The sequence below is a fragment of the Pseudomonas sp. Seg1 genome (assembly GCF_018326005.1).
Taxonomy (GTDB): Bacteria; Pseudomonadota; Gammaproteobacteria; order Pseudomonadales; family Pseudomonadaceae; genus Aquipseudomonas.
Genome location: NZ_AP021903.1, coordinates 4,121,143 through 4,142,204, shown reverse-complemented (window position 1 = coordinate 4,142,204; position 21,062 = coordinate 4,121,143). Strand labels below are relative to the sequence as shown.

Here is a 21,062-nt window from a genome sequence, read left to right as displayed (position 1 = left end):
GTCTTACTCCTTCGCCTCGTTACGGCCCAAATGGAACGCCGTGACGGCTGCGGCGAGCAGCAGCATCGAGGCGAGTTCGACCACCAGCAGGTACGGGCCGAACAGGCTGATGCCCACGGCTTTCGCATCTACGGTGGTATGTCCGATGGCCTGACCGCTCTGGTGAGCGAACAGCACATACAGCAGTTCGGCCAGCAGCAGCGCGGCGAGAATCACCGGCCCTGCCCAGATGCCAGGCTTGAGCCAGCTGCGTTCTTGCTGAACCGAGGCGGGCCCCAGGTTCAGCATCATCACCACGAACACGAACAGCACCATGATGGCGCCGGCGTAGGCGATCACTTCCAGCACGCCGGCGAACGGTGCGCCGAGTGCGAAGAAGGTCATGGCCACGGCGATCAACGAGATGATCAGGTAGAGCAGGGCGTGCACAGGGTTGGTGTTGGTGACCACGCGAAGCGTGGACACAACAGCGATACCCGATGCGAAATAGAAAGCGAATTCCATCGTTCTTCCTTAAGGCAGCAAGCTCTTCACGTTGATCGGTTCGGCTTCGTTCTGCGCGGCGCCTTTCGGCTTGCCAGCGATTGCCATACCTGCAACACGATAGAAGTTGTAATCAGGGTTTTTGCCGGGGCCGGAGATCAGCAGATCTTCTTTCTCGTACACCAGGTCCTGACGTTTGAACTCGGCCATCTCGAAATCCGGAGTCAACTGGATTGCGGTGGTCGGACAGGCTTCCTCGCAGAGACCGCAGAAAATGCAGCGCGAGAAGTTGATACGGAAGAAGTCCGGGTACCAGCGACCGTCTTCGGTTTCAGCTTTCTGCAGCGAGATGCAACCCACCGGGCAGGCCACGGCGCACAGGTTGCAGGCTACGCAACGCTCTTCGCCATCGGGGTCGCGGGTCAGGACGATACGGCCACGGTAGCGTGGAGGCAGGTAGACCGCTTCTTCCGGGTATTGCAGGGTGTCGCGCTTGCGGAAGCCATGGCCGAAGACCATGACCAGGCTGCGCAACTGGGTACCAGTACCCTTAACGATGTCGCCAATATATTTGAACATGGGTCAAATCCTCACTGAACCGCAACCGCAGGTGTGTTCCACAACACAACCGCAGCGGTTATCAGCAAATTGATCAGGGTCAGTGGCAGGCAGAATTTCCAGCTGAAATCCATCACCTGGTCATAACGCGGACGCGGGATGGAAGCGCGCAGCAGGATGAACAGCATGATGAAGAACGCGGTCTTCAGTGCGAACCAGACGAAGGACAGTTGCGGCAGGATGCCGAACGGACCGTGCCAGCCACCGAAGAACAGGGTGACCAACAGCGCCGAGATCAGGATGATGCCGATGTATTCACCGACGAAGAACATGCCCCATTTCATACCGGCGTATTCAATGTGGTAACCGTCTGCCAGTTCCTGTTCCGCTTCCGGCTGGTCGAACGGGTGACGGTGAGTCACGGCGACGCCAGCGATGAAGAAGGTACAGAAGCCGAAGAACTGCGGAATGATGAACCACAGGTTCTGCGCCTGGTACTCGACGATGTCGCGCATGTTGAACGAGCCGACCTGCACCACGATGCCCATCAGGGCCAGGCCCATGAACACTTCGTAGGACACGGTCTGCGCCGAGGCACGCAAGCTGCCGAGCAGGGCGAACTTGTTGTTACTCGACCAGCCGGCGAACAGCACCGCGTAGACCGACAGACCGGCCATGGCGAAGAAGAACAGCAGGCCGATGTTCAGATCCGCCACACCCCAGGTCGGGGTGATCGGGATGATCGCAAACGCGATCAGTAGGGCGGACATGGCCACCACCGGTGCCAAAGTGAAGATCACTTTATCGGCGAACGGCGGGGTCCAGTCTTCCTTGAAGAACATCTTCAGCATGTCGGCGGCGATCTGGAACATACCAAACGGGCCAACGCGGTTCGGACCGTAACGGTCCTGCCACCAGCCCAGCAGGCGACGTTCGACAAAGCTGAGCAACGCGCCTGCGACCACAACGGCCAGCAGAATCACGATGGCTTTGATGACCGTCAGGATCACATCGATCACTTCAGGGGTGAACCAGGTCATTGCGCTGCCTCCTGCAGACCGTCGACGGATACGCCGGCGAATGCCGGTGGAATGCCGGCGATGCCCGCAGGCAATGCCACCAGACCTGCGCCCAGTTCTTCATTGATACGCAGCGGCAGACGCAGGGTCTGGCCGGCGACGTTCAGGCTCAGCAGGGCACCGTCGTTGACGCCCAGACGATCCGCTTCGGATTTGGCCAGAGCAACATACGGAGCCGGAATGCGCTCTTGCACCGGTGCGGCTTTCGACGAGTTCTCGTCGCTGCCGAACAGGTGGTAGAACGGCACGGCTTGCCAGGTGCCCGGCGCCGGGTTGAACGCACGCGGAGCGGCAGCGAACCAGTTCAGCGAATCGCCAGTGCTTTCGATCAGGCGGGTGCCCGGGTCGCCAGCGCGCAGGTGACCACCGACTTCGTCCTGGAACTTGTTCCACGCTTGTGGCGAGTTCCAGCCCGGGGACCAGGCGAATGGCACTTGCTGACGTGGCTCAGCCGAACCCGAGTAACCTTCCATGGAGAAGGCGAACGCGGTGTCTTTGTCTTGCGGGGTGCGTGGTTCGTGAACGCTGATGTCGGCGCGCATCGCGGTGCGACCGGAATAACGCAGCGGCTCACGCGCCAGTTTCAGACCCTTGATGCGGAACGCGGCGGACGGTGCAGCGTCGACGATACGCGCCAGTTGCTCGGTGCTCGAAGCCACGGCAGCGGTGACGTGGTCGAGTTGCGTCCAGTCGATCGGCTGGTTCAGCAGAGTGGCGCGCAGGGCGTGCAGCCAGCGCCAGCCTTCGTGAACAAGAATGCTTGCGTCGAGGTATTGCGGATCGAAAACCTGGAAGAAGCGCTGGGCGCGACCTTCCTGGCTGACCAGCGTACCGTCGCCTTCAGCGAAGCTTGCGGCTGGCAGAACCAGGTGCGCGCGATCGCTGGTGGCGGTCTTCTGATGGTCGGCAACGATCACTACTTTCGCAGCATTCAGTGCAGCATCGACCTTGTCTTTGGCAGTGCGGGTGTACAGATCGTTTTCCAGCACAACGATAGCGTCGGCCTTGCCGTCGATGACTGCTTGCAGCGCCGCATCAACCGATTCGCCACCGAGCATGGCCAGGCCGAGGCTGTTGGCTTCCGGCACGATCAGGCTGATCGAACCGTTCTTCTCGCGCAGCTTCAGGGCTTTGGCGATGTTCGCAGCGGCTTCGATCAGCGCTTTGGAGCCCAGCGAAGTACCGGCGATGATCAGCGGACGTTTGGCCGCGAGCAGGGCATCAGCAATGCGCTTGGCCAGTTCCAGTGCTTCGGCGTCCAGACCTTCGACGGCCGGCGCGCTGGCATCCAGAGCGTGAGCAACGGCGAAACCGATGCGCGCCAGATCGTCGGGAGCGGCGTGTACGCATTCTTCAGCGACGTCGTCGAGCTTGGTTTCCGCCAGGCTGGCGATGAACAGCGGGTTCAGCGCGTGCTGACCGATGTTCTTCACTGCGGCGTCGAGCCAAGGCTGAACGCGCATGGCTTCAGCCATGTCTTCAGCTTTGCCTTTGACCGATTGACGCAGGGCCAGGGCCATACGGGCGGCGGTCTGGGTCAGGTCTTCACCGAGGACGAAAATGGCGTCGTGGTCTTCGATGTCGCGCATGTTCGGCACTGGCAGCGGGCTGTCTTTGAGCACTTGCAGGACCAGACGGATGCGCTCCAACTCGGAGGCTTCGATACCGGAGTAGAAGTGCTCGGCGCCGACCAGTTCGCGCAACGCGTAGTTGCTTTCGAGGCTGGCACGCGGCGAACCGATACCGACGATATTGCGACCGCGCAGCAGATCAGCGGCTTTATCCAGTGCGGCGTCGAGGCCCAGCTTGGTGCCGTCGGCCAGCAGCGGCTGACGTGGACGGTCGGTGCGGTTGACGTAGCCATAACCGAAACGGCCACGGTCGCACAGGAAGTACTGGTTCACCGAACCGTTGTAACGGTTCTCGATGCGACGCAGTTCGCCGTAACGCTCGCCCGGGGAGATGTTGCAACCGCTCGAGCAGCCATGGCAGATGCTCGGCGAGAACTGCATGTCCCACTTACGGTTGTAGCGCTCGGAGTGAGTCTTGTCGGTGAACACACCGGTCGGGCAGACCTCGGTGAGGTTGCCGGAGAACTCGCTTTCGAGGGTGCCGTCTTCAACGCGACCGAAGTACACGTTGTCGTGGGCGCCGAACACACCGAGGTCGGTGCCGCCGGCGTAATCCTTGTAGAAGCGCACGCAGCGGTAGCAAGCGATGCAGCGGTTCATTTCGTGGGAAATGAACGGGCCCAGTTGCTGGTTCTGGTGGGTGCGTTTGGTGAAGCGATAACGGCGCTCGTTGTGGCCGGTCATCACGGTCATGTCTTGCAGGTGGCAGTGACCGCCTTCTTCGCACACAGGGCAGTCGTGCGGGTGGTTGGTCATCAGCCATTCGACAACACTGGCGCGGAACGCCTTGGATTCTTCATCGTCGATGGAGATCCAGGTGTTATCGGTGGCCGGGGTCATGCAGGACATGACGATGCGACCACGGGTGTCGTTCTCGTCGGTGTACTGCTTGACCGCGCACTGGCGGCAAGCCCCGACGCTACCAAGCGCGGGGTGCCAGCAGAAATAAGGGATGTCGAGGCCCAGCGACAGACATGCCTGTAACAGGTTGTCTGCCCCGTCGACTTCGAGCGCTTTGCCGTCTACGTGGATAGTGGCCATGGTTCAAAGGTCTTCGTTGGCCCGGTGTCAGCGGGCGTGGCTAATGGAATCTTGTTATCCGTCCGAATCCAGTCAGCCCCGAAAGGCGTCATCGGACGAAAGGCGAAGGGCACGGACCCTTCGCCTTTTTAAGCGTTTACGCGCCGACTACGATCGGCCTTGCCAGAGGCGGGACGGCGCTTACAGGCGCAATACCGGCTTCGAACTCTGGACGGAAGTATTTGATGGCACTGCCCAACGGCTCCACGGCACCTGGTGCGTGAGCACAGAAGGTCTTGCCCGGGCCGAGGAAGTTGACCAGACCCAGCAGGGTCTCGATGTCGCCTGGCTGACCGCGGCCTTCTTCGATGGCCATCAAGAGCTTGACGCTCCATGGCAAACCATCACGGCACGGGGTGCAGAAGCCGCAGGACTCGCGAGCGAAGAACTGCTCCATGTTGCGCAGCAGGGAAACCATGTTGACGCTGTCATCCACAGCCATGGCCAGGCCGGTACCCATACGGGTGCCCACTTTGGCGATGCCGCCGGCGTACATTTGTGCGTCGAGGTGTTCTGGCAAGAGGAAACCGGTACCGGCGCCACCTGGCTGCCAGGCCTTGAGCTTGAAGCCGTCGCGCATGCCGCCGGCGTAGTCTTCGAACAGCTCGCGACCGGTGACGCCGAATGGCAGTTCCCACAGGCCCGGGTTTTTCACTTTGCCGGAGAAGCCCATGAGCTTGGTGCCCATGTCTTCGCTGCCTTCGCGGGCCAACGATTTGTACCAGTCAACGCCGTCGGCAATGATCGCCGGCACGTTGCACAGGGTTTCCACGTTGTTCACGCAAGTCGGCTTGCCCCACACGCCGACGGCGGCAGGGAAGGGCGGCTTGGAGCGCGGGTTGGCGCGGCGGCCTTCGAGGGAGTTGATCAGTGCGGTTTCTTCACCGCAGATGTAACGCCCGGCGCCGGTGTGGACGAACAGTTCGAAATCAAAACCGCTGCCCAGAATGTTTTTGCCCAGCAGGCCCGCTGCCTTGGCTTCTTCCACGGCACGGTTGAGGTGCTTGGCGGCGGTGGTGTATTCGCCACGCAGGAAGATGTAGCCACGGTAGGTTTTCAGTGCGCGGGCACTGATCAGCATGCCTTCGATCAGCAGATGGGGCAGTTGCTCCATCAGCATGCGGTCTTTCCAGGTGTTCGGCTCCATTTCATCCGCGTTGCACAGCAGGTAGCGGATGTTGATGGATTCGTCTTTGGGCATCAGGCCCCACTTCACCCCAGTGGGGAAGCCTGCACCACCGCGACCTTTCAAACCTGCGTCTTTCACGGTCTGGACGATGGCATCCTGATCCATGTCGGCGAAGGCTTTGCGTGCTGCGGCGTAACCGTTCTTGGCCTGGTATTCGTCGAGCCACACGGCTTCGCCGTCGTCACGCAGACGCCAGGTCAGCGGGTGAGTCTCGGCCGAACGCTGAATGCGGTTGGCAGGACCGAAAGATGTCAGGGTCATACGTAGCCCTCGAGCAGTTTGGCGACGCCAGCAGGTTGCACGTCGCCAAAGGTGTCGTCGTCGATCATCAGCGCCGGAGCCTTGTCGCAGTTGCCGAGGCAGCAGACAGGCAGCAGGGTGAAACGACCGTCGGCGGTGGTCTGACCCAGGCCGATGCCCAGATTGTTCTGGATTTCGCTGACCACCGACTCGTGGCCGCCGATGTAGCAGACCATGCTGTCGCAGACGCGAATGATGTGACGGCCAACCGGTTGACGGAAGATCTGGCTATAGAACGTCGCCACACCTTCAACGTCGCTGGCCGGGATGCCGAGGATCTCGCCGATCGCGTACAAGGCGCCATCCGGCACCCAGCCGCGTTCTTTCTGAACGATCTTCAGGGCTTCGATCGACGCCGCGCGCGGGTCTTCGTAGTGATGCAGCTCGTGCTCGATGGCCGAGCGCTCGGTTTCACTCAGGGTGAAACGGTCTGTCTGGATAAGCGTGCTGTTCATGCTTAGCGGTCCACGTCGGCCATAACGAAGTCGATACTACCCAGGTACGCAATCAAGTCCGCGACCATGCTGCCTTTGATCACCGAAGGGATCTGTTGCAGATGCGGGAAGCTCGGAGTACGGATCCGGGTACGGTAGCTCATGGTGCCGCCGTCGCTCGTCAGGTAATAACTGTTGATGCCCTTGGTCGCTTCGATCATCTGGAAGGATTCGTTGGCCGGCATGACCGGGCCCCACGAAACTTGCAGGAAGTGCGTGATCAAGGTTTCGATGTGCTGCAGCGTGCGCTCTTTCGGCGGCGGCGTGGTCAGCGGGTGATCCGCCTTGTACGGGCCTTCCGGCATGTTGCGCATGCACTGGTCGATGATCTTGATGCTCTGACGCATCTCTTCGACGCGGACCATGCAGCGGTCGTAGGCATCGCCGTTGGCGGCCAGCGGCACTTCGAACTCGAAGTTCTCGTAGCCGGAGTACGGACGCGCTTTACGCAGGTCGAAGTCGCAACCGGTCGAACGCAGGCCAGCACCGGTGACACCCCATTCCAGGGCTTCCTTGGTGTTGTACTGGGCGACGCCGATGGTACGGCCCTTGAGGATGCTGTTCTGCAGGGCAGCCTTGGTGTATTCGTCGAGGCGTTTTGGCAGCCATTCAACGAAGTCTTTCACCAGTTTGTCCCAGCCGCGCGGCAGGTCGTGGGCAACACCACCGATGCGGTACCAGGCCGGGTGCAGACGGAAACCGGTAATGGCTTCAATCACCGTGTACGCCTTCTGGCGGTCGGTGAAGGTGAAGAATACCGGGGTCATGGCGCCGACGTCCTGGATGTAGGTACCCAGGAACAGCAGGTGGCTGGTGATCCGGAAGAACTCGGCCATCATGATGCGGATGACGTCGACTTTCTCGGGCACCTTGATGCCGGCCAGCTTCTCGACCGAGAGCACGTATGGCAGGTTGTTCATCACGCCGCCGAGGTAGTCGATACGGTCGGTGTACGGAATGAAGCTGTGCCAGGACTGACGTTCGGCCATTTTCTCGGCACCACGGTGGTGGTAACCGATGTCCGGGACGCAGTCGACGATTTCTTCGCCGTCCAGTTGCAGGATGATACGGAACGCACCGTGAGCCGAAGGGTGGTTCGGGCCCAGGTTGAGGAACATGTAGTCCTCGTTGGCCCCGGAGCGCTTCATGCCCCAGTCTTCAGGACGGAAGCGCGCGGCTTCTTCCTCAAGCTGTTGCTTGGCGAGGTTGAGGCTGTACGGATCGAATTCGGTGGCGCGCGCCGGGAAGTCCTTGCGCAGCGGGTGACCTTCCCAGGTCGGCGGCATCATGATGCGCGACAGGTGCGGGTGGCCTTTGAAGTCGATGCCGAACATGTCCCAGACTTCACGCTCGTACCAGTTGGCGTTCGGCCAGATACCGGTCACGGTCGGCAAGCTCAGGTCACTCTCGGACAAGGCGACCTTGATCATCACGTCACTGTTACGCTCAAGCGACATGAGGTGATAGAACACGGTGAACTCCGCGTCCGATGGCAGCCCTTGACGCTTGGTGCGCAGACGCTCGTCCACGCCGTGCAGGTCATAGAGCATGACGTACGGCTTGGGCAGGTTGCGCAGGAAAGTCAGGACTTCAACGAGCCTGGCGCGAGCGACCCACAGTACCGGCATACCGGTGCGGGTCGACTGAGCGGTGAACGCTTCGGCGCCAAAACGGTTGTTCAATTCAACGACCACATCCTGGTCGTCTGCCTTATAAGGCGGGATGTACAGAGCGCTGCCTGTAGTCATGGTTATTTTTTCGCTTTCGGTCAACGTAAAGAATGAAGCCAGCTTCTCGTTTCTTTGTAAGAACAGATCTGGATCAGACTTCGTCAGGGCTGCGCAGGTTTGTGACTGCGATTCGCTGTTCGCGGCGCTGTTCTTTCTGCGAAGGCATGTCGGCGCGATAAACGCCTTGATCACCAACGACCCAGGACAGTGGGCGACGCTCCTGGCCAATCGATTCCTGCAACAGCATCAAGCCTTGCAGAAATGCTTCTGGACGGGGCGGGCAGCCAGGTACGTAGACGTCCACGGGCAAGAACTTGTCCACCCCTTGAACCACAGAGTAGATGTCGTACATGCCACCGGAGTTGGCACACGAACCCATGGAGATAACCCATTTCGGTTCGAGCATTTGCTCGTAGAGACGCTGAATGATCGGCGCCATCTTGATGAAGCAGGTACCGGCGATAACCATGAAGTCGGCCTGACGCGGTGATGCCCGGATAACTTCGGCGCCGAAGCGCGCGATGTCGTGGGGCGCCGTGAAGGCGGTGGTCATTTCCACGTAGCAGCACGACAAGCCGAAGTTGTACGGCCACAGGGAGTTTTTACGTCCCCAGTTGACCGCACCGTTCAGCACGTCTTCCAGCTTGCCCATGAAAATGTTTTTGTGAACTTGATCTTCTAACGGATCGGAAACGGTTTCACGTTCGCCAATCGGATACTGCTCGTTAGGAGCATCGGGGTCGATTCTGGTGAGATTGTATTGCATTGCCAAAGCCTCATTGTTTCAGCTTCGCCTGCCGCTTGCGACGAGCTTCCGGAGCCCAGTCAAGGGCGCCCACTCGGAACAGGTAGACAAGACCTGCCAACAGAATTGCTATGAAAACGAGAGCTTCGACGAATCCGGTCCAGCCGCTTTCGCGGACGGACACAGACCATGCAAAGAGAAAGAGGGCTTCGATATCGAAGATCACGAACAGCATCGCGACCAGATAGAATTTGGCTGAGAGCCGCAAGCGGGCGCCACCGGTAGGTAGCATGCCGGACTCGAACGGTTCGTTTTTGCTGCGGCCCCAGGCTTTTGACCCGAGGAGGCTGGAGACGCCGAGCATGAAGGCACACAGGCCGACTACACCCAGAAGGAAAATGGCAAAGCCCCAGTTGTGGGCCATGAGTCCTGTCGCTTCGGGCATGCTGGTAATCCTTAACAGAGAGCAAAGGTCTCTGAGCTTGATAAAGAAATAAGGCAGTGACGATATGTCGCAGCAATCAATCGCGCTGATTTTATGGCTAAACACCCGGCAAGTAAAATTCCTATAGCGAAATTATTTATTGGAATAAGGACATAGCGCACCTCCGATGCCCTGCAGCCCATGCGTTGCGGGCATTAGCCGGTTTTGCGTGAATTATGTTTTGTGGGAAATGTAACGAACATAGTTGTGGCTAAATGATAATTAATATCGTTTGAGGTGGTTTTGTAACTGTTTAGCGGTGCAGTAATCAGGAAGTTGTCTTATATGCCTGTTACTGCAAGTAGCGGTGGTCCCAGTTTTAGCTGATTTTTCTGACGTCTATAGCGCTCTGGATCAATGTTTTTTCAGAAAGGTCTGACACTGTACCTGTGGGAGCGGGCTTGCCCGCGATAGCGGTGTATCAGTTTGCTCATGTGTTGAAGCTGAGCCGCCATCGCGGGCAAGCCCGCTCCCACAGGGTTCTTCAGGTGTCTGAGAAAACGTGGGCAAAAAAAAACGCCCCGAACCAGTCGGGGCGTCAGTTTTGCGGCTCTGCGGTTAGCTTTCTATACGATCCGCAAAGGCCGTTTGCTCAGGCGAAGCAGAATCAGTGGAACTGTTCTTCTTCAGTCGAACCGGTCAGTGCGGTTACCGAGGACGAGCCACCCTGAATCACGGTGGTCATGTCGTCGAAGTAGCCGGTGCCCACTTCCTGCTGGTGAGCCACGAAGGTGTAACCCTTGGCAGCGTCAGCAAATTCCTGCTCTTGCAGCTTCACGTAGGCAGTCATGTCGTTGCGGGCGTAGTCGTGCGCCAGGTTGAACATGCTGTGCCACATGTTGTGAATGCCGGCCAGGGTGATGAACTGGTGCTTGTAGCCCATGGCGGACAGTTCGCGCTGGAACTTGGCGATGGTCGCGTCGTCCAGGTTTTTCTTCCAGTTGAAGGAAGGCGAGCAGTTGTACGACAGCAGTTGGTCCGGGTATTCCTTTTTGATCGCTTCAGCGAAGCGACGAGCCTCGTCCAGATCCGGCTTGGCGGTTTCGCACCAGATCAGGTCGGCGTACGGCGCGTAAGCCAGGCCACGAGCGATCGCTTGATCCAGACCGGCACGAACCTTGTAGAAACCTTCCTGAGTGCGCTCGCCAGTCACGAACGGCTGGTCGTACGGGTCGCAATCGGAAGTCAGCAGGTCAGCCGCGTTGGCGTCGGTGCGGGCCAGAATGATGGTCGGCGTACCGGCAACGTCTGCAGCCAAGCGAGCAGCGGTCAGTTTCTGCACGGCTTCCTGAGTAGGCACCAGTACTTTACCGCCCATGTGACCGCACTTCTTCACGGAAGCCAGTTGGTCTTCGAAGTGAACGCCGGCGGCGCCTGCTTCGATCATGCTTTTCATCAGCTCATAGGCGTTCAGAACGCCGCCGAAACCGGCTTCAGCGTCAGCCACGATTGGCGCGAAGTAGTCGATGTAGCCGTCGTCGCCAGGGTTCTTGCCGGCTTTCCACTGGATCTGGTCAGCACGACGGAACGAGTTGTTGATGCGCTTGACCACGGTTGGCACCGAGTCCACCGGGTACAGCGACTGGTCCGGGTACATCGATTCTGCGGAGTTGTTGTCCGCAGCAACCTGCCAGCCCGACAGGTAGATTGCCTGGATACCGGCCTTGACCTGTTGAACAGCCTGGCCGCCGGTCAGGGCGCCCATGCAGTTGACGAAATCTTTCTCTGGGCGGAAGGACGGCTTGGCACCCTGGGTGACCAGGTTCCACAGCTTCTCGGCGCCCATTTTCGCAAAGGTGTGCTCAGGTTGAACCGAGCCACGCAGACGGACGACGTCAGCAGCGGAATAAGTGCGAGTCACGCCTTTCCAGCGCGGGTTTTCAGCCCAGTCTTTTTCAAGGGCTGCAATTTGCTGTTCGCGTGTCAGTGCCATGGAGATAAACCTCGTCGCGTCTTTATGAAAAGTTGTTCTGCGGTGGAAAATTCCTTGCGCTCGCTGACCAGAAGCTTAGGTGGTCAGGTCGGGTTCGGCGGGGCAGGCGACGGGATGAACGATGGGCTCGAGGGGAAGTGAGCAGGTAGTGGCGAAACTGGCGGGCGCATTCGGGCATCGTGGGCCTTTATACGAACTACAGTGTGATGCCGGGTTACCTAATTACGCTTCCGTCCCTCGGGACAACTTCGTTCCAGTCGGCAACCTCGTCAAACACACCTTGTGGGCGGTACAGACACGAAACGGTTCGCGGGGGTAGGTGCGAACATCGCTTCGAAGGCCCTTGCCAGGGCCTCTGATTAGCGGGAGCGAGGCCATCATGCCTTCGCTTTTTTGCCTCGTCAAACGTTTTGTAGTGCTTTTTTTCAAGCACTACATCTTTCGTCTAATACGACTAATCAGTCAGTTTTCGGTGCTTTAGTCCAAGGCGTCGACTTTGACCTTCAGGGTCATGTCATCCCGGCCTTGAGTCGAGTAGCTGCGGGCCAGGCCCTGTTTATCAGCCTGAGTCTGGCGATTCACGCCCGCCAGCGTGATCCATTCACCCAGGCGTCCGCTGACCGTTGTGTCGGTGCTTTGCACGTTCACTACATCGGAACGTTCCTGGCTCATGCGGTCACGGTTGGTACTGATCGCCAGATGAACGATGTCGCCGGTGACGCTGGCGGTGACATAGAAACCCTGGGTGACGTTGCGATATTGGGTCTGGCTGCTGTAGTCGCCGTAGGAATTGCTCTGGCTGCTGGTGATCGGCACGCTCTGGCCAACCTGAATCAGTGCGGGCATGCCGTCGGTGGCCTGCACCTGCTGCACGCCGCCGTCGCGGCTGGCGGTGCTGCGACTGATGATGCGCGTTTGCGCGCCGTTGACTGAATAACCTTCGTCGCCACGACCATTGTTCTCGTTGGTGTCGACTGTGATCAGCAGGCGCTTCGGCGCGGTGTCGAGCTGGGTGATCAGTGCCTTGAGTTCCTGGATCTTGTCCGGCTCGGCCTTGATGATCAGTTGATTGCCATAGGCACTGACCTGGCCGTCCTTGCCGAGAAAGTCTTGCGCCATCGGCAGCATGTCGGTGCTGGTGCGGTAATTGAGTGGCACGATTTCTGTGGCTGCCATCACCGAGAAACTGCAACCAAGCAGCAGGGTGGTGAGCAGGGTGCGTAGGGACATGTCCGTTATCTCCGCTTTCGAAAGGCTTGATATTGCCAGTTTGTCGGCCCGGGGTGGGGCAAGTTGAATCGTAGACAGCAAAACGCCCCGGCATCCGAAAATGGCGGGGCGTTTTGAGAGCTGCTCTTGTGGTGATCGTTCCCACGCTCCGCGTGGGAATGCAGCCAGTGACGCTCTGCGTCACATGTCGCAAGGGACGCGGAGCGTCCCGAGAGGCATTCCCACGCAGAGCATGGGAACGATCAGCGCAGCGTTCAGGCCGAATGGCGAACCATGTCGACATGCGGAATTCCTGCTTCCAGGAACTCCTCACTGACCAGACTGAAGCCCAGGCGCTCGTAGAACGCCGTGGCCTGAACCTGCGCGCTGAGCATTTGCTCTTTCAAGCCGCGCGCTTCCGCTTCAGCAATCACCGCTTGCATCAGCGCATCGCCGACCTTCATGCCGCGCCAGTCTTTCAGCACCGAAACCCGGCCGATGTGCCCATCGGGCAACAGGCGCGCAGTGCCGATCGGAAAGTCGCCTTCAAACGCCAGAAAATGCACAGCGGTCGCGTCATCCGCGTCCCATTCCAACTCAGGTGGCACCGATTGTTCGGCGATGAACACCGTTTCACGAATGCGCCGGATCTCGGCGATGTCCTTCTGCCAGTCTGCGACACGTACGCGAATTTTATTCATCAGCGAACCCCAGGCTGCCTTGCTTGACCAGTTCGCACAGCAGGCCGCGACCGTCTTCGTCGTTCAGCCACTCGCCGAGGTTGTCGGTGTGCAGGGCGTCTGCGGCGCAGATCAGCTTCAGCAGCTCGCGCAGTTTGCCCGGCAGATAACGGCTCTGGCCGCTGGCGAACAGCAGCAGATCGTCATCGACTTCCGACCAGGCCAGGCGCGCGCTCGGGTTGCGGATTAGTATCGCGCCATCTTGCAGGGCGCTGAGGAAGTCTTCTTCTTCGACTTCTTCCGGGCCAACCACCAGTTCCGGGTAGCGCGGCTCGGTCATGTACTGGCCGAACCAGGTCAGCAGCAGGCGCTCGTCGCTCATGTGCTCGGCGAGCAGGCTCTTCAGGCGATCCAGTGCGTCATGTTGAATCTGGTGTGGATCGGCCGCTGGCTGCGCGTCGGCATCGGTGTAACGTTCTTCGTCGGTCAGGAACTGGCTGAGGAAGTCGGTGAAGTGGGTCAGTACTTCGGAGGCGCTCGGTGCGCGGAAGCCAACCGAATAGGTCATGCAGTTGTCGACCGCGACACCGCAGTGGGCCAGGCGTGGCGGCAGGTAGAGCATGTCGCCCGGTTCCAGCACCCACTCTTCGGTCTCATGGAATTCGGCGAGGATGCGCAGGTCCGCGTGTTGCAGCAGCGGGCTCTCGGAATCGCACATCTGGCCGATTTTCCAGTTGCGCTTGCCGTGACCTTGCAGCAGGAACACGTCGTAGTTGTCGAAGTGCGGACCAACGCTGCCACCCGGGGCGGCGAAGCTGATCATCACATCGTCAACGCGCCAGCTCGGCAGGAAGCGGAAGTTTTCCAGCAGCTCGCTGACTTCCGGTACGAATTGATCGACTGCCTGAACGAGCAGGGTCCACTCTTTTTCCGGCAGCTTGCTGAATTCGTCTTCAGCGAACGGGCCGCGACGCAGTTCCCATGGGCGCTCGCCGTGTTCGATCACCAGACGCGATTCGACTTCTTCTTCCAGGGCCAGGCCGGCCAGTTCGTCGGCGTCGATCGGGCTTTCGAAGTCAGGAATCGCCTGACGGATCAGCAGTGGCTTTTTCTGCCAGTAGTCGCGCAGGAATTCGCGCGCCGTGAGACCGCCCAGAAGTTGAAGAGGAATATCGGAATTCATATGTAACCTATTGAAAAAAAGCACTTTTCAGACGGGAATAAAAACGCCCGGCGCGGCCGGGCGTCTCAAACGGGTCAAGCGGTCGATCAGATGCGTTTGGCTTGCGCTACAGCGTTGCCGATGTAGTTGGCCGGGGTCAGTTGCTTGAGCTCGGCTTTCGCTTGCGCTGGCATGTCCAGGCCGTCGATGAAAGTCTGCAACGCTTCAGGGCTGATGCCCTTGCCGCGGGTCAGTTCTTTCAGCTTCTCGTACGGGTTTTCGATGTTGTAACGACGCATCACGGTCTGGATCGGCTCAGCCAAAACTTCCCAGCAAGCGTCGAGGTCAGCGGCAATCTTTTGCTCGTTGAGCTCCAGTTTGCTGATGCCTTTGAGGCTGGCTTCGTAAGCGATCACGCTGTGGGCGAAGCCGACACCGAGGTTGCGCAGGACGGTGGAGTCGGTCAGGTCGCGCTGCCAGCGGGAGATCGGCAGTTTGCTTGCCAGGTGCTGGAACAGTGCGTTGGCGATGCCCAGGTTGCCTTCGGAGTTTTCGAAGTCGATCGGGTTGACCTTGTGCGGCATGGTCGACGAACCGATTTCGCCAGCGATGGTGCGCTGCTTGAAGTAACCCAGGGAAATGTAGCCCCAGATGTCGCGGTCGAAGTCGATCAGGATGGTGTTGAAGCGCGCAATGGCGTCGAACAGCTCGGCAATGTAGTCGTGCGGTTCGATCTGCGTGGTGTACGGGTTGAAGCCCAGACCCAGCTCGTCTTCGATGAAGGCGCGGGCGTTGGCTTCCCAGTCGATCTGCGGGTAGGCCGACAGGTGCGCGTTGTAGTTGCCGACAGCACCGTTGATCTTGCCCAGCAGCGGCACGGCAGCGACTTGAGCGATCTGACGCTCGAGACGGTAAACCACGTTCGCCAGCTCTTTACCCAGAGTGGTCGGGGAGGCTGGTTGGCCGTGGGTGCGCGACAGCATCGGCACGTCGGCGAAACGGATGGCCAGTTCGCGGATGGCGTTGGCAGTCTGGCGCATCAGCGGCAGCATCACGTCGTCACGGCCTTCGCGCAGCATCAGGGCGTGGGACAGGTTGTTGATGTCTTCGCTGGTGCAGGCAAAGTGGATGAACTCGCTGACCTTGGCCAGCTCCGGCAGCTTGGCCGCCTGCTCTTTGAGCAGGTATTCGATCGCTTTGACGTCGTGGTTGGTAGTGCGCTCGATTTCTTTGACGCGCTCGGCGTGCTCCAGCGAGAAGTTTTCAGCCAGTTCATTGAGAACGGCGTTGGCCTCGGCGGAGAAGGCTGGCACTTCCGGGATACCGGCGTGGGCGGCGAGGCGCTGGAGCCAGCGCACTTCAACCAGAACGCGGGCACGGATCAGGCCGTACTCGCTGAAAATCGGGCGCAGGGCCTGGGTTTTGCCGGCGTAGCGGCCGTCAACAGGGGAAACCGCAGTGAGCGAAGAAAGCTGCATGGGGTGTTCTCGGACAGTCGGGCAACGAAATGGGGCGCGTATCATACATGAAAAAATCCGCCGGTCCGTTGCCAACTGACCGGCGTATTACGCGTTACAGGCTACAAAACTTTTATTGCGTGGCGTTTACTCGCTGCGCAGCAACGGATACAGCTCTTTGAGCAATTTGCGACGGCTGATCACCAATTGCCAGCGGTGGCCGCCGAGCTGTCGCCACAGGCGCGCTGAACGGATACCGGCGAGCAGCAGGGCGCGGATCTTCGAGGCATTGCTCGGCTGCTGCAGGTTGCGCATGTCGCCATGCACCTGAATGCGTTGGCGCAGGGTGCTCAGGGTGTCCTGATACAGCGCACCGCAAGCGGCGACGACGTTTTCGTGGGCCGGGCCGAAGTGTTCGACCTGCGACTGAATCTGCGGCAGGCGCTTGCCGATGGTGTCGAGCATGTCGTCACGCTTGGCCAGTTGACGTTCCAGACCGAGCATCGACAGGGCATAACGCAGCGGCTCGCGCTGCAAGGTGCTCGGATCGCGCTCCAATGCGCCGATCAGCGCTCGATAGCCCTCGCGCAGATTGAGGTCGTCGCCGCCGTACACGTCCAGCGTATCTTTCGGGTCGCGCACCAGCAGGCTGCCGAGCATGCAGCTCAGGCCGGCCTCGCTGGTCTGGCCGGTCTTGGCGATCCGGTCGACCAAAACAGCGGCGAGAAACACACCGCCGAGCGCCGTCAGTTGCTCCTGAGTCGGGCTCATGCCTGACCGCTCCACGGCTCGGCGACTTCGATCACGCCGCCACCGAGGCAGATTTCACCGTCATAGAAAACCACGGACTGGCCCGGCGTCACTGCGCGTTGTGGTTCGTCGAACACGGCGCGGTAGCCGCTGGCGGTTTTTTCCAGGGTGCAGGCCTGATCGCTCTGGCGATAACGCACTTTCGCGGTCAGGCGCAACGGCTGGCTCAGGTCGATCGGGTTGACCCAATAGATTTCCGAAGCGAGCAGGGCGCTGGAGAACAGCCACGGGTGGTTGTTGCCCTGGCCAACGATCAGCTCGTTGGTATCGAGATCCTTGCGCAGCACGTACCACGGCTCATCGCCGGCATCTTTCAGACCGCCGATGCCGAGGCCCTGGCGCTGACCGATGGTGTGGTACATCAAGCCGTGGTGACGGCCGATGACTTCGCCTTCGGTGGTTTTGATTTCGCCCGGTTGTGCCGGCAGATATTGCTTGAGGAAGTCGCTGAAACGACGCTCGCCGATGAAGCAGATCCCGGTGGAATCCTTCTTCTTGGCGGTCGCCAGCTCGTATTTCTCGGCAATTGCGCGCACTTGCGGCTTTTCCAGTTCGCCGACCGGGAACAGCGTCTTGGCGATCTGTTCGCCGCCGACGGCGTGCAGGAAGTAGCTCTGGTCCTTGTTCGGATCGAGGCCCTTGAGCAATTCGGTGCGGCCATCGATATCGCGACGACGCACGTAGTGGCCGGTGGCGATCAGGTCGGCGCCGAGCATCATGGCGTAGTCGAGGAACGCCTTGAACTTGATCTCGCGGTTGCACAGGATGTCCGGGTTCGGGGTACGCCCGGCCTTGTATTCGGCGAGGAAGTGCTCGAACACGTTGTCCCAGTACTCGGCGGCGAAGTTGGCGGTGTGCAGCTTGATACCGATCTTGTCGCACACAGCCTGGGCGTCCGCCAGGTCGTCCATGGCGGTGCAGTATTCCGTTCCGTCGTCTTCTTCCCAGTTCTTCATGAACAGGCCTTCCACCTCATAGCCCTGCTCGATCAGCAGGAGAGCGGAAACGGAAGAGTCCACGCCGCCGGACATGCCGACAATGACGCGCTTCTTGGATGTGTCAGAAGGGGCTGGATCACGCATAGGGATTCAATGAGTGTCTTGAAAAAGGACGCGATTCTAGCAGGCTCGCGGCCTCAAGGCTAAAGAGAAGGGCGGATCAGTTCGAGGCTGAAGTGATGACCGGCCAGATAATCGTCGATGCAACGGATGATCAGCTCGCTGCGCCAGTTGTCGCGTTGGGCGATTAATTCACTGCGGGTCAGCCACTTGGCGCCGACGATGCCGTCGTCGAGTTGATAATCCGGGTGGTGTTTGACGGCTTTGGCACTGAAGCACACGCGCTGATAAGTCACGCCGTTGCTCGGCGCGGTGTACAGGTAAATGCCGACCACGCCGGTGGGCTCGACGTCCCAGCCGGTTTCTTCGAGGGTTTCGCGGATGGCAGCCTCAATCAGGGTTTCATCCGGGTCGAGATGGCCGGCGGGCTGATTGAGCACGTTACGGCCAGCCTTGTGTTCTTCGACCATCAGGAAACGGCCGTTGTCCTCGACGATAGTGGCGACGGTGATGTGGGGGAGCCATTCCATACGGTGTCCTCGTTTTTGAATATTGGAACCCGATCCCTGTGGGAGGCTTGCCAGCGATGGCGGCCTATCATTCAGCATTGAAGGTGACTGATCCACCGCTATCGCTGGCAAGCCAGCTCCCACAGGGTTTTGTGGTGATCATAAAACCCGGAAACACAAACCCCGGCGCTGGGCCGGGGTTTGTGATGTTCCCTTTACAACCTTAAACCAGCGCAGCAATCGCCGCGTTGAAGGTTGCGCTTGGGCGCATGGCCTTGCTGATCAGCTCGGCGTCGGCGTGGTAGTAACCGCCGATGTCCACTGGCTTGCCCTGAACGGCGTTGAGCTCGGCAACGATGGTTGCTTCGTTCTCGGTCAGGGTTTTGGCCAGGCTCGCGAACTGCGCTTGCAGTGCAGCGTCTTCGGTCTGGGCAGCCAGGGCTTGAGCCCAGTACAGCGCCAGGTAGAAGTGGCTGCCGCGGTTGTCGATGTTGCCGACTTTGCGCGATGGCGACTTGTTGTTGTCGAGGAACTGGCCGGTGGCCTGATCCAGGGTCTTGGACAGAACCAGTGCTTTCGGGTTGTTGTAGTTCACACCCAAATGCTCAAGGGACGCTGCCAGTGCGAGGAACTCGCCCAGCGAATCCCAGCGCAGGAAGTTCTCTTCAACCAGTTGCTGCACGTGCTTCGGAGCCGAACCGCCGGCACCGGTTTCGAACAAGCCACCGCCGTTCATCAGCGGCACGATCGACAGCATCTTGGCGCTGGTGCCCAGTTCCATGATCGGGAACAGGTCGGTCAGGTAGTCGCGCAGTACGTTGCCGGTCACCGAGATGGTGTCCTTGCCTTCGCGGGTGCGCTGCAGGGTGTATTTCATGGCGTCGACCGGCGCCATGATCTGGATGTCCAGACCGGCAGTGTCGTGATCCTTCAGGTAAGCCTGAACTTTCTCGATCACTACGCCGTCGTGAGCGCGCATCGGGTCCAGCCAGAAAATAGCCGGGGTGCTGCTTGCGCGGGCACGGTTGACGGCCAGTTTGACCCAGTCCTGGATCGGCGCGTCTTTGGTCTGGCACATGCGGAAGATGTCGCCGGCTTCAACGGCCTGTTCCATCAGCAGGGTGCCTTTGCTGTCGGTCACGCGAACGACGCCGTCAGCCTTGATCTGGAAGGTCTTGTCGTGCGAGCCGTACTCTTCGGCTTTTTTCGCCATCAGACCAACGTTTGGCACGCTGCCCATGGTGGTCGGATCGAAAGCGCCGTTGGCTTTGCAATCTTCGATCACAGCCTGGTAGATGGTCGCGTAGCAACGATCCGGGATCACAGCCTTGGTGTCGTGCAACTGACCGTCGGTGCCCCACATCTTGCCGGAGTCACGGATCATCGCTGGCATCGAGGCGTCGACGATAACGTCGCTCGGCACGTGCAGGTTGGTGATGCCTTTGTCGGAGTTGACCATCGCCAGCGACGGACGAGCGGCGTAGACCGCGGCCATATCAGCTTCGATCTGTGCTTGCTGCTCGGCCGGCAGGGCCTTGATGCGCGCGTACAGATCGCCGATGCCGTTGTTCAGGTTGAAGCCGATCTGGGCCAGCACGTCAGCGTGCTTGGTCAGTGCGTCTTTATAGAACTCGGCAACGATCTGGCCGAACATGATCGGGTCGGAGACCTTCATCATGGTCGCTTTCAGGTGCACCGACAGCAGCACGCCTTGCGCCTTGGCGCTGTCGATTTCAGCAGCGATGAACGCGCGCAGAGCGTTTTTGCTCATCACGGCGCAGTCGAGGATCTCGCCAGCCTGAACGGTGGTTTTTTCTTTCAGGACGGTCGCGGTGCCGTCTTTGGCGATCAGCTCGATCTTCACAGCGTCAGCGGCGTCGATCAGGGCAGCTTTTTCGCTACCGTAGAAATCGCCGGTGCTCATGTGAGCGACGTGGGACTTGGAGTCTTTGGCCCAGGCGCCCATTTTGTGCGGGTGCTTGCGAGCATAGTTTTTAACCGACAGCGGAGCGCGACGGTCGGAGTTGCCTTCACGCAGAACCGGGTTCACGGCGCTGCCCTTGACCTTGTCGTAACGCGCCTTGGCGTCTTTGTCGGCGTCGCTGGTCACGGTTTCCGGGTAGTCCGGCAGGTTGTAACCCTGAGCTTGCAGCTCTTTGATCGCGGCTTGCAGCTGTGGCACCGAAGCACTGATGTTCGGCAGCTTGATGATGTTGGCTTCAGGCGTAACGGCCAGGTCGCCCAGTTCGGCGAGGTGGTCGGCTACGGCTTTGTCACCCAGTTGCTCGGGGAAGCTGGCCAGAATGCGCGCTGCAAGAGAGATATCGCGGGTTTCCACGGCGATATCGGCCGAGGCGGTGTAAGCCTCGATGATCGGCAGCAGGGAATAGGTGGCGAGGGCTGGAGCTTCGTCGGTGAAGGTATAGATGATCTTCGAGCGGGTGGGCATATTCGGATTAACTCTCTCTTCT

General features: G+C 59.7%; 18 protein-coding genes. All 18 read right to left on the bottom strand.

From position 1 onward, the window contains the following. Positions 1–3 precede the first annotated feature (3 nt). Positions 4–504: an NADH-quinone oxidoreductase subunit J gene (gene nuoJ, locus KI231_RS18570; RefSeq protein WP_025108991.1), complete on the bottom strand. Its 501-nt coding sequence runs from the start codon at positions 502–504 to the stop codon at positions 4–6. Between the two features lie 9 nt (positions 505–513). Then, entirely contained in the window at positions 514–1,062 is a 549-nt protein-coding gene (gene nuoI / locus KI231_RS18565; protein ID WP_016987418.1) for an NADH-quinone oxidoreductase subunit NuoI, read from the bottom strand. An 11-nt stretch (positions 1,063–1,073) separates the two neighbouring features. Next, positions 1,074–2,081: an NADH-quinone oxidoreductase subunit NuoH gene (nuoH, locus tag KI231_RS18560; protein WP_007964859.1), complete on the bottom strand. Its 1,008-nt coding sequence runs from the start codon at positions 2,079–2,081 to the stop codon at positions 1,074–1,076. Continuing rightward, the gene (gene nuoG / locus KI231_RS18555) at positions 2,078–4,792 is read right to left on the bottom strand and encodes an NADH-quinone oxidoreductase subunit NuoG (protein WP_212809467.1); all 2,715 of its coding nucleotides are present in this window, start codon (positions 4,790–4,792) and stop codon (positions 2,078–2,080) included. Before nuoG ends, nuoH begins: the two co-directional genes overlap by 4 nt. Positions 4,793–4,928: 136 nt before the next feature. Further along, complete coding sequence (gene nuoF / locus KI231_RS18550; RefSeq protein ID WP_212809465.1) at positions 4,929–6,281, bottom strand: NADH-quinone oxidoreductase subunit NuoF; 1,353 nt, start codon at positions 6,279–6,281, stop codon at positions 4,929–4,931. Further along, positions 6,278–6,775, bottom strand: a complete 498-nt coding sequence (gene nuoE, locus KI231_RS18545) for an NADH-quinone oxidoreductase subunit NuoE (RefSeq protein ID WP_003223804.1) — start codon at positions 6,773–6,775, stop codon at positions 6,278–6,280. Before nuoE ends, nuoF begins: the two co-directional genes overlap by 4 nt. A gap of 2 nt (positions 6,776–6,777) precedes the next feature. Continuing rightward, positions 6,778–8,562 carry an NADH-quinone oxidoreductase subunit C/D gene (gene nuoC, locus KI231_RS18540; RefSeq protein WP_103306793.1) on the bottom strand — a complete coding sequence of 595 codons (1,785 nt, stop codon included), beginning with the start codon at positions 8,560–8,562 and terminating at the stop codon, positions 6,778–6,780. Between the two features lie 73 nt (positions 8,563–8,635). Then, complete coding sequence (locus tag KI231_RS18535) at positions 8,636–9,310, bottom strand: NuoB/complex I 20 kDa subunit family protein (protein ID WP_103306792.1); 675 nt, start codon at positions 9,308–9,310, stop codon at positions 8,636–8,638. A 10-nt stretch (positions 9,311–9,320) separates the two neighbouring features. Beyond that, positions 9,321–9,734 (bottom strand): NADH-quinone oxidoreductase subunit A, encoded by a 414-nt coding sequence (locus KI231_RS18530; protein ID WP_003223812.1) that lies wholly within the window; start codon positions 9,732–9,734, stop codon positions 9,321–9,323. A gap of 646 nt (positions 9,735–10,380) precedes the next feature. Further along, the gene (gene aceA, locus KI231_RS18525) at positions 10,381–11,706 is read right to left on the bottom strand and encodes an isocitrate lyase (protein WP_093434273.1); all 1,326 of its coding nucleotides are present in this window, start codon (positions 11,704–11,706) and stop codon (positions 10,381–10,383) included. 477 nt (positions 11,707–12,183) lie between these two features. Then, positions 12,184–12,936 carry a secretin N-terminal domain-containing protein gene (locus tag KI231_RS18520; protein WP_212809463.1) on the bottom strand — a complete coding sequence of 251 codons (753 nt, stop codon included), beginning with the start codon at positions 12,934–12,936 and terminating at the stop codon, positions 12,184–12,186. Positions 12,937–13,190: 254 nt separating this feature from the next. Next, the gene (locus KI231_RS18515) at positions 13,191–13,616 is read right to left on the bottom strand and encodes a GNAT family N-acetyltransferase (RefSeq protein WP_016987414.1); all 426 of its coding nucleotides are present in this window, start codon (positions 13,614–13,616) and stop codon (positions 13,191–13,193) included. Beyond that, on the bottom strand, positions 13,609–14,778 hold the full coding sequence (locus KI231_RS18510) for a ribosomal protein uL16 3-hydroxylase (protein ID WP_201237675.1): 1,170 nt from the start codon (positions 14,776–14,778) through the stop codon (positions 13,609–13,611). Before KI231_RS18510 ends, KI231_RS18515 begins: the two co-directional genes overlap by 8 nt. Before the next feature lie 86 nt (positions 14,779–14,864). After that, positions 14,865–16,235, bottom strand: coding sequence for an adenylosuccinate lyase (gene purB / locus KI231_RS18505; RefSeq protein ID WP_016987412.1), 1,371 nt, complete (start codon positions 16,233–16,235; stop codon positions 14,865–14,867). A 126-nt stretch (positions 16,236–16,361) separates the two neighbouring features. After that, positions 16,362–16,985 (bottom strand): high frequency lysogenization protein HflD, encoded by a 624-nt coding sequence (gene hflD, locus KI231_RS18500; RefSeq protein WP_103306789.1) that lies wholly within the window; start codon positions 16,983–16,985, stop codon positions 16,362–16,364. Then, positions 16,982–18,106, bottom strand: coding sequence for a tRNA 2-thiouridine(34) synthase MnmA (gene mnmA / locus KI231_RS18495; RefSeq protein WP_212809461.1), 1,125 nt, complete (start codon positions 18,104–18,106; stop codon positions 16,982–16,984). The genes hflD and mnmA overlap by 4 nt, the downstream gene beginning before the upstream one ends. A gap of 59 nt (positions 18,107–18,165) precedes the next feature. Beyond that, positions 18,166–18,612 (bottom strand): NUDIX hydrolase, encoded by a 447-nt coding sequence (locus tag KI231_RS18490; protein ID WP_103486069.1) that lies wholly within the window; start codon positions 18,610–18,612, stop codon positions 18,166–18,168. Positions 18,613–18,814: 202 nt separating this feature from the next. Next, entirely contained in the window at positions 18,815–21,040 is a 2,226-nt protein-coding gene (locus tag KI231_RS18485; protein ID WP_212809459.1) for an NADP-dependent isocitrate dehydrogenase, read from the bottom strand. Positions 21,041–21,062: the final 22 nt, after the last annotated feature.

Coding starts and splice junctions, on each gene's coding strand:
- mnmA (WP_212809461.1), bottom strand. CDS start 18,106: ATGCGTGATCCAGCCCCTTCTGACACATCCAAGAAGCGCGTCATTGTC.
- KI231_RS18530 (WP_003223812.1), bottom strand. CDS start 9,734: ATGCCCGAAGCGACAGGACTCATGGCCCACAACTGGGGCTTTGCCATT.
- nuoF (WP_212809465.1), bottom strand. CDS start 6,281: ATGACCCTGACATCTTTCGGTCCTGCCAACCGCATTCAGCGTTCGGCC.
- KI231_RS18515 (WP_016987414.1), bottom strand. CDS start 13,616: ATGAATAAAATTCGCGTACGTGTCGCAGACTGGCAGAAGGACATCGCC.
- nuoJ (WP_025108991.1), bottom strand. CDS start 504: ATGGAATTCGCTTTCTATTTCGCATCGGGTATCGCTGTTGTGTCCACG.
- nuoE (WP_003223804.1), bottom strand. CDS start 6,775: ATGAACAGCACGCTTATCCAGACAGACCGTTTCACCCTGAGTGAAACC.
- nuoC (WP_103306793.1), bottom strand. CDS start 8,562: ATGACTACAGGCAGCGCTCTGTACATCCCGCCTTATAAGGCAGACGAC.
- hflD (WP_103306789.1), bottom strand. CDS start 16,985: ATGAGCCCGACTCAGGAGCAACTGACGGCGCTCGGCGGTGTGTTTCTC.
- nuoG (WP_212809467.1), bottom strand. CDS start 4,792: ATGGCCACTATCCACGTAGACGGCAAAGCGCTCGAAGTCGACGGGGCA.
- KI231_RS18490 (WP_103486069.1), bottom strand. CDS start 18,612: ATGGAATGGCTCCCCCACATCACCGTCGCCACTATCGTCGAGGACAAC.
- KI231_RS18510 (WP_201237675.1), bottom strand. CDS start 14,778: ATGAATTCCGATATTCCTCTTCAACTTCTGGGCGGTCTCACGGCGCGC.
- nuoH (WP_007964859.1), bottom strand. CDS start 2,081: ATGACCTGGTTCACCCCTGAAGTGATCGATGTGATCCTGACGGTCATC.
- nuoI (WP_016987418.1), bottom strand. CDS start 1,062: ATGTTCAAATATATTGGCGACATCGTTAAGGGTACTGGTACCCAGTTG.
- KI231_RS18535 (WP_103306792.1), bottom strand. CDS start 9,310: ATGCAATACAATCTCACCAGAATCGACCCCGATGCTCCTAACGAGCAG.
- aceA (WP_093434273.1), bottom strand. CDS start 11,706: ATGGCACTGACACGCGAACAGCAAATTGCAGCCCTTGAAAAAGACTGG.
- KI231_RS18485 (WP_212809459.1), bottom strand. CDS start 21,040: ATGCCCACCCGCTCGAAGATCATCTATACCTTCACCGACGAAGCTCCA.
- purB (WP_016987412.1), bottom strand. CDS start 16,235: ATGCAGCTTTCTTCGCTCACTGCGGTTTCCCCTGTTGACGGCCGCTAC.
- KI231_RS18520 (WP_212809463.1), bottom strand. CDS start 12,936: ATGTCCCTACGCACCCTGCTCACCACCCTGCTGCTTGGTTGCAGTTTC.